The 13097-nt window shown below is 60.2% G+C and carries 10 protein-coding genes; 1 reads left to right on the forward strand and 9 read right to left on the reverse strand.

The features are described 5' to 3' along the window. Positions 1–21: 21 nt before the first annotated feature. The 6 genes from folE to OGI63_RS08020 form a co-directional block, all read right to left on the reverse strand. Positions 22–657, reverse strand: coding sequence for a GTP cyclohydrolase I FolE (gene folE / locus OGI63_RS07995; RefSeq protein ID WP_011742876.1), 636 nt, complete (start codon positions 655–657; stop codon positions 22–24). Continuing rightward, positions 657–2756: an ATP-dependent zinc metalloprotease FtsH gene (gene ftsH, locus OGI63_RS08000; protein WP_011742875.1), complete on the reverse strand. Its 2100-nt coding sequence runs from the start codon at positions 2754–2756 to the stop codon at positions 657–659. The genes folE and ftsH overlap by 1 nt, the downstream gene beginning before the upstream one ends. Then, complete coding sequence (gene hpt, locus OGI63_RS08005) at positions 2753–3316, reverse strand: hypoxanthine phosphoribosyltransferase (protein ID WP_172458544.1); 564 nt, start codon at positions 3314–3316, stop codon at positions 2753–2755. The genes ftsH and hpt overlap by 4 nt, the downstream gene beginning before the upstream one ends. Before the next feature lie 80 nt (positions 3317–3396). Next, a complete protein-coding gene (locus tag OGI63_RS08010; protein ID WP_041777255.1) occupies positions 3397–4842 on the reverse strand; it encodes a D-alanyl-D-alanine carboxypeptidase/D-alanyl-D-alanine-endopeptidase in 1446 nt (481 codons plus the stop codon). A gap of 98 nt (positions 4843–4940) precedes the next feature. Further along, positions 4941–6164, reverse strand: a complete 1224-nt coding sequence (locus OGI63_RS08015) for a glycosyltransferase family 2 protein (RefSeq protein ID WP_003808260.1) — start codon at positions 6162–6164, stop codon at positions 4941–4943. After that, a complete protein-coding gene (locus tag OGI63_RS08020; protein WP_085347230.1) occupies positions 6164–7687 on the reverse strand; it encodes an AI-2E family transporter in 1524 nt (507 codons plus the stop codon). Before OGI63_RS08020 ends, OGI63_RS08015 begins: the two co-directional genes overlap by 1 nt. A 54-nt stretch (positions 7688–7741) precedes the next feature. Between OGI63_RS08020 and OGI63_RS08025 the strand changes: the two genes are divergently transcribed. Then, entirely contained in the window at positions 7742–8668 is a 927-nt protein-coding gene (locus OGI63_RS08025; RefSeq protein WP_003808256.1) for a glycosyltransferase, read from the forward strand. 131 nt (positions 8669–8799) lie between these two features. Here the strand turns inward: OGI63_RS08025 and fucO are convergent, their stop codons facing one another. The 3 genes from fucO to OGI63_RS08040 all read right to left on the reverse strand — a co-directional run bounded on the left by fucO (position 8800) and on the right by OGI63_RS08040 (position 13007). After that, positions 8800–9951, reverse strand: coding sequence for a lactaldehyde reductase (gene fucO, locus OGI63_RS08030; protein ID WP_003808254.1), 1152 nt, complete (start codon positions 9949–9951; stop codon positions 8800–8802). A gap of 178 nt (positions 9952–10129) precedes the next feature. Beyond that, entirely contained in the window at positions 10130–12316 is a 2187-nt protein-coding gene (locus tag OGI63_RS08035) for a sensor domain-containing diguanylate cyclase (RefSeq protein ID WP_041777254.1), read from the reverse strand. A gap of 25 nt (positions 12317–12341) precedes the next feature. Next, a complete protein-coding gene (locus tag OGI63_RS08040) occupies positions 12342–13007 on the reverse strand; it encodes a DUF4956 domain-containing protein (protein WP_034524510.1) in 666 nt (221 codons plus the stop codon). Positions 13008–13097: the final 90 nt, after the last annotated feature.

The following is a 13097-nucleotide window of genomic DNA, read 5'->3' on the forward strand; positions in this document are numbered from 1 at the left end:
ATTCCGCCCGGTAAAGCGCACTTACGAATGGTTCGACAGAATCAGGCTCATCGCCTCGGTCCGCGTGGCCGCGTCGCGCATGCATCCTCGCACCGCCGAGGTGACGGTACGGGACTGCGCCTTCTTGACGCCACGCATGGCCATGCACATGTGGTCGCATTCGGTGACCACGATCACGCCACGCGCGTCGATGCCTTCCATCAACGCGTCGGCCACCTGCTGGGTAAGCCGCTCCTGCACCTGCGGACGGCGTGCGTACAGTTCCACCAACCGTGCCAGTTTGCTTAAGCCCGCCACTTGGCCGTTCTGCGGGATGTAGCCGACGTGGGCCACGCCATGGAACGGCAGCAGATGATGCTCGCAGACGGAGAACAGCTCAATGTCGCGCACCAGCACCATTTCGTCGGTGTCCACCTTGAAACGGGTTTTCAGCACTTCCTCCGGCCCGTGTCCGAGGCCGGCGAACAGCTCCTTGCACGCGCGCCCGATACGGTCCGGCGTGTCCAGCAGACCTTCACGGTCCGGATCCTCGCCGATGGACTTCAAGAACAGGCGCACGGCCTGGCGCACGCCTTCCTCGTCATAGCCGACAGGCCCGGCCGCATGAGCGGCACGGGCCTTGTCGTCGAGGAGGGTATCGAAATCGGTATCGCTCATCAGTTGGTCAATCCTGCGCTTTTCTTCAGCTTGTCGGGAATCGGGACCGGCGGAATGTCGGAATCGGGACGCTTCTCGTCGCTCAACCAGACCTCGCGCTTCGGCGCCTTCTTGATGTTGGCGAAGATGGCGGCAAGCTCCTTCTCGTTGAGCGTTTCCTTGACGAGCAGCTGACGTACCAGCTCGTCGAGGATGTCGCGGTTCTCGTTAATGACGTTCCATGCTTCGGTATGCGCGGTCTCCACAAGCTTGAGCACTTCCTCGTCGATGATTTCGGCGGTGTGCGCGGAGTACTTGTGGGTGAGCGCGCCGAGATCGCTTTGCTCGTCGTCGGACCACTTGATGGCGCCCAGCTTCTCGGAGAAGCCGTAGTCGAGCACCATCTGACGCGCGATGTTCGTGGCCTTCTCGATATCGTTGGACGCGCCGGTGGTCGGGTCGTGGAACACGACCTCTTCGGCGGTACGGCCGCCCATGGCGTACGCCATCTGATCGAGCAGCTGGTTGCGGGACATGGAGTAACGGTCCTCGGTTGGCATGACCGCGGTGTAGCCCAGTGCACGGCCGCGCGGCAGAATCGTCACCTTGGTCACCGGATCGGTGTCGTTCATGGCGGCCGCGACCAGCGCATGGCCACCCTCGTGATATGCGGTGTTGCGTAGCTCGTCGAGAGCCATGCCCTTGGAACGACGCTTCGGACCGGCCTGAACACGGTCGATGGCCTCGTCGATGGCGCGGTTGTCGATGAGCTGGGCGCCGGCACGGGCGCACAGCAACGCGGCTTCGTTCAACACGTTGGCAAGGTCGGCGCCGGTGAAGCCCGGCGTGCGCACGGCGATCATATGCAGGTCGACGTCCGGCACGAACGGCTTGCCCTTGGCGTGTACCTTCAGAATCGCCTCGCGGCCTTCCAAATCAGGTGCTTCGACGGCCACCTGACGGTCGAAACGACCCGGGCGCAGCAATGCCGGATCGAGCACATCCGGACGGTTGGTCGCAGCGATGATGATGAGGTTCGTATCGTTGCCGAAGCCGTCCATCTCGACGAGCAGCTGGTTCAGCGTCTGCTCGCGTTCGTCGTGGCCACCGCTCATGCCGGAACCGCCACGCTTGCGGCCGACAGCGTCAATCTCATCGATGAAGATGATGGCCGGAGCGTTCTTCTTGGCCTCATCGAACAGGTCACGCACACGGGAGGCGCCAAGGCCCACGAACATCTCCACGAAGTCGGAGCCGGCCATGGAGTAGAACGGCACGCCGGCCTCGCCTGCGATGGCGCGCGCCAGCAGCGTCTTACCGGTGCCTGGAGGGCCGTACAGCAGCACGCCGCGCGGAATGCGGGCGCCCAAAGCCTTGTAACGGGACGGGTCCTTGAGGAAGTCCTTGATTTCCTCGACCTCCTGCACGGCAGCGTCTTCGCCGGCCACGTCGGAGAACTTGGTGGTCGGGGTCTGGCCGTCGAGCAGTTTGCCGCTGTTCTTCTTGCCGCCCATGCCGAACATGCCGCCGGCGGCACCGCCCATACGGCTCATCAGGAACCAGAACAGGCCGAAGATGATCAGGAACGGCAACAGCGAGGTGAGCAGGTAGGTCCAAATGCTGGTCTGCTGCATGGACGCGGTCCAGCCCTTGGCCGGATCGGCCTTCTGCACGGCCTTGACCACGGCCGCGGACTGCGCATACGTGTAGTAGAACTGCACGTTCTTGCCGTAGTTCTTCGTACGTCCGGTGTCCGGGTCGGTGGCGGAGTAATCGCTCGACAGCTTGAGCTTGACCTGCTGGGTGTTGTCCACGATCGTCGCATACTCGACGGTGTTGCCGTTGAGGATCTGCATGCCATCCTTGGTGTCGATGGTCTGCGAGCCCGCACCGGCGAAAAGCTGGAACATGGTCACGGCAAGCAATGCCACGACCACAACCCACAGCCACGGCGACTGCCAGAACGGACGGGGGCCGTTGGACTTGTTGCCGTTCGCCCCGCTGCCACCGTTCTTGCCGTCATCGTTGCGGCTAAACGGATTGGTGAACGGGTTACTACCCCCGTTGGGCTTGTTGCCGCCGCCATTGCTTGGCGGCTGGTTCGGACCAGGGAAACTCATGCCTGACCTCCTTCATAGACTGACGGCTTCAGCACCGCGATCGAATCGAGGTTGCGGTAGTACTCGTCGTAATCCAAGCCGAAACCGACCACGAATTCATCGGGAATCTCACGTCCCTTGTATTTCACATCAACATTGACCTTGCGACGTGCCGGCTTCTCCAGAAGCGCAAAAATTTCCACGGAAGCCGCTCTACGGCGCTTGAGCTCGTCGACCAGCCAAGCCAGGGTGATGCCCGAATCGATGATGTCCTCAACGATCAGCACATGGCGTCCTCGCACATCCGTGGACAGATCCTGACGAACCGTGATCTTGCCGCTCGACTCCGTGCCGGAACCGTAGCTCGACAGGCTCATGAAATCCATTTGGACCGGAATGCTCATGGCCTGGGAGAACGCCGCAAGCGTGTTCACGGCTCCCTTGAGCACGCAGACCAGCAGCGGGTTCTTGCCACGATAGTCTTCACTGGCTTGTGCCGCGGCACGGTTGATGATGTCGGAGATCTCTTCTTTGCTGATCAGCTCGTGATCAATGTCTTCTTGTACGTCAGCGATTCGCATGCCCACCATCTTGGCACATGCGAATGACGTGTTTCTGGCTATATGCTGAATATCCGCTGGGAAGATTCACACGTGGCCGTTCACAGCTTCGGCAGACCGGCCACGAATGTGTCGATGGCCGCCTTCGCCGCCGCGAAATCGGTGGGATTGTTGACGATCACCGCGAAGGTCAACGCTCCGCCGTTCAACCGCGACACATTGCCGGTCATGGAGGTCACGTCGCCCAGACTGCCGGTTTTCACACGGATCAGCCCCGCTTCGTCAGCATCGTTCAGACGGCTCTCAGCGGTGCCGACGAAGCCCATGACGGACATTCCTTCGGCTGCGGCCGCCCCCGATCCCGCAGCCAGATTGCGCAGTTGCACTTCGAGCAGGGTGCGCGCCGTCAGTTTCGAATCCTCCGTAAGTCCCGAACAATTGCGCATGTCGAGCCCGGTCGTAGTGATGCCTTTGCGCTCCAGCACGCTTTTTACAGCCTGCACCGCGCCAGCCGGCGAATTGTCCGCGCCGACCTGCAACGCCAGCAGCCTGCCGAATTCCTCGGCGAGCGAATTGTCGGAATGCCGCATGGTGAACGCCATAATCTCGTTCAACGACGCCGAACGCACGGAGGCAAGCGGATGGGATGCCCCCGCAACCGTGCCTTGCGATACAAATCCCTGAACCGTGATGCCCTGTTCGGCCAGCCGCTGCTGGAACACCAGCGCCGCGTCACGCGCCGGCTGCATGCTCAATGCCGGATACGCCGAGAACACATCAGGATTGGCCGGACCTGTCCCGTTCCAATTCCTGCCGCCGTCCACGGCCATGGAAGCTGTCGGGGCGTAGTACAGGTGGTCCGTGTCGAGTTCGGCGATGCCTTGCGGCCAGCGGTCGTTGCCGAACAGTGTGTCGTCATAAGCCAATGTCACGGAGGTGATGCCACGCTGCCGCAACGCCTGTGCGGTCCGCCCGGCAAGCGTGCCCAATCCGGCACGTCCGTTGATGTGGTTCGCGTCGGACGCTCCGGCTCCCAACAGCATGTCGCCGTTGCCTTTGAGCGCCAGCCGCGCGGTGCCGTCCTGGGACTGTTCCAGATAGGTCTGCGTGTCCAGGGTCTTGCCCATGTCGAGTTCGACGGCGGCCGCATACGCCGTCAACGTTTTCATGGTGGATGCTGGCGTGCGGGGCACGTCGATGTTGTTTTCCGCGACCACGTTGCCCGACGCGTCGGCGATGGCGATGGAGAATTCGCCGCCGAAGCCGGCGGCTGAGGCTCGGAACGCGTCGGTCAGCGCGCGCGCAGCGGCCGGATCGATGGTCTTGGAAGCGTCGATGTCGGCGATCACGTCGGCCGCCTCGATCGAACGGCCGGCAGCGGCGGCCGTCGAATGTTCGACATGGCGCAATGTGAGGACGCCCGGTACGACATCGCACATGTCGGCCACTGCATAGCCGACGCACAGTGCGACGGTGGCCACGACGGAAACCGCCACCGTGATTGCTCGGCGTCGTCGCGTATAGCGGTAATCGCCAGCGTCATCCATAGCCAAACCACACCCTCTCTTCGTCATCTTTTCACCATCCGCACCGTATGGATCGCCACGAAACATCTCATGACCGTTCACACCGCCGCGGGCAAGCCTCAGCCCTTATGCTCGATCGGCTTCCATTCGGACTTGGCGAACACCGCCTGGAACGAAATCGGCACATAGCTCAGCATGTAGATCGGGAAGGCCAGCACGTAGGCGAGCAGCTCCTTGTTGGTGGCGCCCACGTGATCGCGTTCCGCCACGATGGTCAATGCGGCGAGTCCCATCATGCCGATCACCGATATCACAATGCCGGATGTCCAGCCGGTCAGCGAATTCAGCTGGCTTTGCCATGTCACGAAACCGCAGGCGGCGAACAGCATGCCCAACAGCACGCGTGCGATGCCGAGCACGGTGAACGGGCACAGCAGCAGCGTGAAATCGACGGCGGAGAAATCACGTTCCCTGACCGCGCGCTTGATCAACGCCGGTCCGTAATAGCGGAACACCTGCAGGAAGCCCTTGCTCCAACGCAGGCGTTGACGCCAGCTTTGCGCGAAGGTGACCGGCTGCTCGTCGTACAGGATGGCGGTGCCGCAGTAGCCGATGCGGTCGCCGTGCAGCACGCTGTCCATGGTGAATTCCAGATCCTCGGTGAGTAGGTGGAATTTCCAGCCGTTGTTGCGACGCATGATCTCCTGGGAGAACATGAAGCCGGTGCCGCCCACGTGGCAGCTGTTGCCGAGCCACATGCGGGAGGCGGAAACGAAGCGCGATTCGCGGATGAACCACAACGCGGAACCGGACGACACCCAATTGTCGGACAGGTTCACGGAATTGCGGTAGCTGGTGAGGATTTTGAAACCGGCTTGGAAGCCCTTGTTCATTTCCTCGATGTAGTGCTTGTCGAGTTTGTTGTCGGCATCGAACACGAAAAAGGCGTCATACGGGTCGGATGCGCCCGACTCGTTCATCTGGTCGAGCAGATAGGTCAGCGCGTAGCCTTTGCCGACCTGCTCCTTGTTGAATCGTTCGATGACGTGGCATCCCATGTTTCGGGCCACTTCGGCGGTGTTGTCGGTGCAGTTGTCGGCCACCAGCCAGATGTCGATGAGCTCGCTCGGATAGGTTTGCGAATGCAGACAGTCGATGAGGTTGCCGATGACGTTCGCTTCGTTTCGCGCGGAAATCAGCACCGCGTACCGTTTGTTCATCGGCGCTTCGGGGAACTTGATCGGCTTGGCGAACAGCGAGATGACGATGCAGACCGCTTGGTAGAGCATGCCGGCGCCGCCCAAAACCACCAGCACGACATCAAGTACGCTCAGCAATACCATTAACGCCACCTACTTCTCGGATTGTCATCCGTTCCCTGCGATTGCGACCCGTCCGCTACCTGCGGTCCGGCTTCCGTCTGCGCTCCGTCCGCTTCCGCGGTTCCCCGCAGCGGCTTGCGATCGACCCCGTCCAACACGCGCTTCGGAATGGCGACGGTCTGCGATTCGTCGGCATCCCCGGTCTCGTCGGACCGAGTGATATTGTACGCCTGCTCCTGCAGGAAGCGCACGTCGTCGGGAATCGGCACATGCGCGCTCGACCCCTGCACGGCGCGCGGCACGGCGTGCAGGTGCTCGCTGATGACTTCGGCGCCTTCCACCAGCTTCGACTTCTTGTCCGGAACCGGATCGTCCATCAGCGGCGAATCGACCAGATCGTACCGCTTGGTGTAGGTGCGGGCGATCGTCTGGATCGAGGCGACGATAGGCAGCGCCAGGAACGCGCCGATCGCGCCGAACAGCGAGCCGAAGGCCAGGACGGCAAGGAAGGCGACCGCATCGTTGACGTCCATGGTGCGGCGGGAGATCTTCGGCGCGAAGATCAGGTTTTCGATCTGCTGGTAGACGCAGATGAACGCCACCACGGCGATCGCCTGCCACAAACCACAGCTGCCCCAGGCGAACAGCACCGGCAACGCGCCGCCGATGTACGTGCCGAGCATCGGGATGAACTGCGATACGACGCCGCAGAACAACGCCAACGGCATCCAATACGGCACGTGCAACGCCATCAGGCAGATCGAGGTGAAGAACGCGTTGAGCACGGCGAGGATGGCACGTGAGAACAGGAACGATGAGATCTGCGTCTGGCTGACGGTCCAGACGAACAGGAACCGGCGCTGCGCGGAGGGAGCCATCCACTGGCAGGCCGCGCGGCGCAGCTTCGGGCCGGCCGCCGAAATGTAGAACGTGGTCATGATCACCGTCATGAGGTTCAGCAGGAAGCTGAAGAATCCGGACACCGTGCTGATGGCGGTGCCCGCGAAATCCGTGACCCACGAGGTCTGGATGTTCTTCAGAATCTCACCGCCGAGACTGTTGATCTCAGGAAGCTTGAAATCCGTGTATTGCGCCACGAAATCGCAGATCTGCTGGTAGAGGGCCGGCAGACCGTTGCACAAAGCGATGACCTGCTGCACGAACAGATTGCCGAACAGACCGAACATCACGCAAAGCAGGACACCCAACATCAGCAACGCGAAAATCGAAGCGAACGAACGCTTCCAGCCATGCTTGACCAGCGGAATCACCACCGGCTCCACGGCGAGCGCCAGGAACAGCGAGATGACGACGTCGATGATGAGGTATTCGATTTTGCCCCAACTGCGCCAGCAGAAGGAGAGCAGCACGATGGCGATGGCGATGTACAGCAGCGCGCGACCCAGCCATTCCGGAGGTCTGCGTGGATCGCCTTTCGCAGGGAACAGCGTGCCGAGATCCCAACGCATTTCGTCGGTATTGCCGCACTGTCCGGACGTTCCCGTCCTCTTGTCCGTATCCATATGCTGTTCGCGTTCGCTCATGGCTCCTTATTGTAGACAGGCACCGTGTACGGGCTGGAACCTATTCTTGAAACCATGCTGAACGTTTCAATTGTCATCCCCGCCTGGAATGAACAGGAGCGTATCAACGATTGCCTGCTCAACGCCACCCGGCAGACCGTGATGCCTCATGAGGTGATTGTCGTCGATAACCGTTCCACTGATTCGACCGTTGCCGTGGTGGAGCAGTTCATGAAGGACCATCCGGAAGCGCCGGTGAAGCTGCTGCATCAGGATGATGAGCAGGGTCTGATTCCAACGCGTGATTATGGTTTGAATCATGCCACCGGCGATATTCTTGGCCGTTTCGATGCCGACTGCATGATCCGCCCGGACTGGGTGGAGGTGGTGTCCGGCATTTTCACCGAGGATCCGGATGCGATGGGCGCCACCGGTCCGGTGATGTATTACGATTTGCCGAGCCGTCATTTCGGGCTTCGCGGGGACAATTCCACCCGCAAACGTATTTATAGGGCCGATGATGGGCAACCTCTGCTGTTCGGTTCCAACATGGCCCTGCGCGCCACCGCCTGGCGCGAAATCGCCGACGAGGTCTGCCAAGACAAGGCGGATGTGATGCATGAGGACATCGACATCTCGCTGCATCTGTTGGGCAAGGATCTCAAGACCGTGTATTGTCCGCGGATGATCGCGGGCATCAGCGCACGTCGTATGGACACGTCTCCGGCATCGTTCCTCAACTATATGCGCCGTTTCAAGAACACGTTCAACGCGCATCCGCAGCATTACCGCAAGCACAAGCCGGAAATCCTCATCACCGCGTTATATCCTGTGATGCATCTGCTGTATCCGGTGTGGCAGAAGGTGTTGAACACCGCTGATATCAATCCGGCCGAGGCCGCGTGGATCAACGAGCAGATGGAATTGGCCGAACAGGAAGGCCATGAGCTGTATGACGACACTCCCACTGATGAGGAGTGGAGCGAGAAGCACGAGGAATAGCGATTAGGTATAGCGATTATTCGCGGCGTATTTTCCGCGGATAGCGAACGGACGGCACCGACCATGCGATCGATGCCGTCCGTTTTGTTTTTACGATTGCGGTTTTGCGATTGCGCCTACCGCAGTCGGACCTACATCAGGCTCTTGTAGATGGCGAGGATGTCTTCCTGGGTGGCCTGGCGCGGGTTGCCCGGCGTGCACACGTCGTGGAAGGCGTCATGGGCCAGCGGCTCCAGGTCGGCTTCGGTGGCGCCAACTTCGGAGATCTTGGTCGGGTTCTTCAGATCCACGGTGAGCTTGTGCACCGCCTGGACGGCCTCTTCACGCACGGTTTCGATGTCGCCGGTGTAGGCGTCGGCGATACCGAAGGCGTCGGCGATGTCACGGTACTTCTCGCCGGTGTAGTCCTTGTTGTATTCCATGACCGGGGCCAGCAGGATGCCGTTGGCCACACCGTGCGCCACGCCGAGGCGGCCGCCCAGCGGGTGGGCCATGCCGTGCACCAGACCGAGGCCGACGTTGGAGTAGGCCATGCCGGTGATGTAGGAGGCGTAGGCCATCTGTTCGCCGGCCGGAATGTCTCCATCGGCGCTCTTGGCGAGGTTCTTGGCGATCATGCGGATGGTCTGCATGGACAGGCAGTCGGACAGGCTCCACGCGCCCGGTGTGATATAGCCTTCGATGGCGTGGGTCAGGGCGTCGAGTCCGGTGGCCACCTTGAGGCCGCGCGGCATGGAGTCGGTCAGGTCCGGATCCACGAAGGCGACGATTGGGATGTCGTGCGGGTCGACGGCCACGAACTTACGCTTGTTGGCCGTGTCGGTGATCACATAGTTGATGGTCGTTTCGGATGCGGTGCCAGCGGTGGTCGGCACACCGAAAATCGGCACGGACGGGTTCTTGGTGTCGGCCACGCCTTCAAGGGACAGCACGTCGGCGAATTCCGGATTGGCAGTCACGATGCCGATGCCCTTGCAGGTGTCCTGCGGGGAACCACCTCCCAGGCCGATCAGGAAGTCGGCTCCGGAGGCTGCGAACTTGGCGACGCCATCCTGGATGCATTCGACCGGCGGATTCGGCTTGACGTTGTCGAACACCTCATACGGCATGCCCGCCTCGTCAAGAACGTCGGTGACCTTCTTGACGGTGCCGGTCTCCAGCAGCACCGGATCGGTGACGATGAACGCCTTGGTGAAGCCATGGGACCTGGCGACGCCCGGAATCTCCTTGATGGCTCCGCGGCCGAAATACGCGGTCTGGTTGAAAATCATGCGATAGACCATAGTGCTCTCCTTTAAGCGACTGTGTGTTCAAGCGAAGACCACGGCATCCATTGCCGCGGCCAACGGTTTCATCATAAGCCCTTTTCCATGCGAGGAAGCACCCACGACACACAATTTTTTCGTCAATATCCCACAACACCGGCAAAACCGGACAGCATGCCGTCCGATGCCCGAAATCCTATTCTTCGGACGACGTGTCTTCTTTGGCGAACACCCACATGACCTCGTCCACGGAATGGGTGTCGGGGAAAATCGTAATCAGGAACCGTTCGCCGTCGTTTCTGACATAGGCGTACCGTATAGCGCCTTCCCTGCATATCCGGTCGCGGACGTAATCATAGTCGAACAGCATGCGGAAGCCGTCCCGGTAGGCCGGCGCCACCAATTTGTCGCAATAGTCGAGCAGCATCTCGTGGAAGGAACCGCCATGTTTGTCAAGCATTTTTTGCACATAGCCGGGAACCACGACCGGCCGTTGCGTATCGGCACGCAGATTGACCACATAAGCGATCGAATACCGTGTATTCAAATGCTGCAGCAACGATTCCATGTCTTTGTTGCGTACCAGGATGTCCTCAAGCTGCTTGTTCAACGTGCGCAACTGCCTTTTGCCGCTGCCGCTGGCGTAGTAGCGCTTCTTGTCTTTGCGCATCTCGTTTTCCGCCTGGTTGACCAGATCCGGAATATCCTCGCCGTCATCGGATTCGGCCATGCCCACGGACAGCTCGCAACCGTGATCAAGCAGCTCCTGACGCATATATTCCATCTGTCGGGCGCTCTGCGCCATCGAATGGGCGAAACTGATGATCACGAACTCGTCGCCGCCGATGCGGTAGATATTATCGTCGCCGAAATAGGCGCGCGCCGCATCCGCAAGCTCGCACAGCACCACGTCGCCTCTGGCATGACCCAAATGATTATTGATCTCATGCAGGCCAATCAGATCTATGTACATCACCGTCAACGGCTTGTCATGGGTGGCTTGGATGAATTCCACATCATCGTCGAAAGCGTTGCGGTTGAGCAGCCCCGTCAATGAATCCCGTCGGTACTCCTCGCCGTTCAACCGGACAAAGGACTCTATCGGCAGGTTCCGGCCAACCATCACCACGGCCCATGGATCGCTTTCGGAGCATTCACGTGAGGGAATCACCGCGAAGGAGATTATGCCGGTTCTGGCCAGCACCTCACTGCGGTACACTCCGAACGCGGATTTCTGCGAGAACAGCAGCGAACGGAGCGAAGCCAGATCCATATCAGCACGGAACCTGTCGGCATCGTCCGGATGCACCACGCGTTCGGCGATCAGCGTCTGCACGTAGGTTTCGAAATCATCGGTTTCCGGCGTCGGCAGTATGCCATCGCGTTTGACCGCGCGGTACTCGCCCGTCTTCACATTCAGTCGGGAGAGTTCCGCCACGCCATTGGCCAGAATCTCGAAGGTGCTGGCGGCGAGCGCGGACGTCTCAAGCATGGTACGGCCGTTGACGGGCACATAGCTGCCATGCATGAAATCGTTTGACATATCCCAGAAATGCCGGTCGTCGGGACGTTCGGCCAACAGCTTCTCCATCCGTCCCACCGGAAGCGGTTCGTGGAAGTAATACCCTTGGATGTACCGGCATCCCACGGACAGCAGCTGGTCGACCTGCTGTTTGGTCTGTGCGCCTTCGGCGATGACCAGCAGTCGCAGCTTTCTGGCCATGTTGACCACCGATTCGACGATTTTCAGCCCTTTGCTGGCATTGTCCTCATCGAGGTCGATGAATTTCATGTCAAGTTTGATCACATCGACGTTGATGTCCTTGAGCATGTTCAGCGACGAATACGCCGATCCGAAATCATCCATCAGCACCGCGATGTTGTCCGCATGCAGCTTGCGGATGGTGCTTTCCACTTTGGACAGGTTCCTGGCCACGGCGCTTTCGGTGATTTCCGCTTGGAGCAGCCGAGCGTCGACATCGTATTCGTTCAGCAGTCCGGTGAGCGTGTCCGCCACATCCATCTGGTCGATGTCCACCATGGAGACGTTCACGGAAATCGGCACCAGATTGCGGCCCTCACGTTCCCAACGTGCCAGCATCCGGACCACGGAACGCCATACGAACACGTCCAGTCGGGAGATTTGTCCGGCCTGTTCCAGCATGGGAACGAACCTGCCCGGAGATACCACACCATATTTGGGGTGGTTCCAACGCACCAGCGCCTCGGCACCGACGATGGCACCCGTAGCCGCATTGCATTTGGGCTGCAGGTAGAAGCAGAACTCGTTGTTGTCGAACGCACGGTCGATCTCGTCGAACGTCAGCTCCGGCACAAGCTCGTCGGTGGACGGCGTCCTGCCCATTTCCGGTGTGTCAGCCAAACAGATTCCTTCCTGTCACCACGTCCTATCCGTGATATTCACCGTTGTACTGTATCAGGGTGACGTCCTCAACACCCTCGATGGCACGAATCCGCTCGGCGAACGTCATGTCCTTGTCGTCGCAGAACACTTCCACGGCCATCTCCACATGGTCGCCACGCATGGTTTTGGATTTGACGAAGAACTTCGTGCGGCCGAACGCGCGCGTGATGTCGTCCCCGACCGCGTCGGAAGCGTAATGGATCACCGCGATGTACACGCGGCCCTTGTCCTGATGCGAATAGAACAGGGCGAGCATGCCGATCATCACCGCGCCGGCGACCACCACCAGCAGATACATGCCCGCGCCGGCCGCGATGCCGGACGTGATGGCCCAGAACAGGTACAGCAGGTCCATCGGATCCTTCACGGCGGTACGGTAACGCACGATGGACAACGCGCCCACCATACCAAGCGAGATCACGATGTTCGTGCTGATGGCCAATGTGACCATGCAGGTGAGCACGCACATGCCCACCAGCGTCACCGCGAAGCTGCGCGAATACACGACGCCCGTGTAGAACCGCCGGTATACGCAGTAGATGACGATGCCCACCAGCAGCGCCACCAGCAGGGCCAGCGCCATTTTGGGCACGTTGTATTGGCTGAAGGAGTTCAGCACCGATTTCTTGATCATGTCGTTTACGCTCATGGTTTCGTTTTCTCTTTTGCGATTGTTCGGTTATTACGTTTTCTACGATTGCCGATGTTTTCGGCTGCGCGTTTTCGTCCGTCTGTTTTC

It is taken from the genome of Bifidobacterium sp. KRGSERBCFTRI (genome assembly GCF_025908335.1).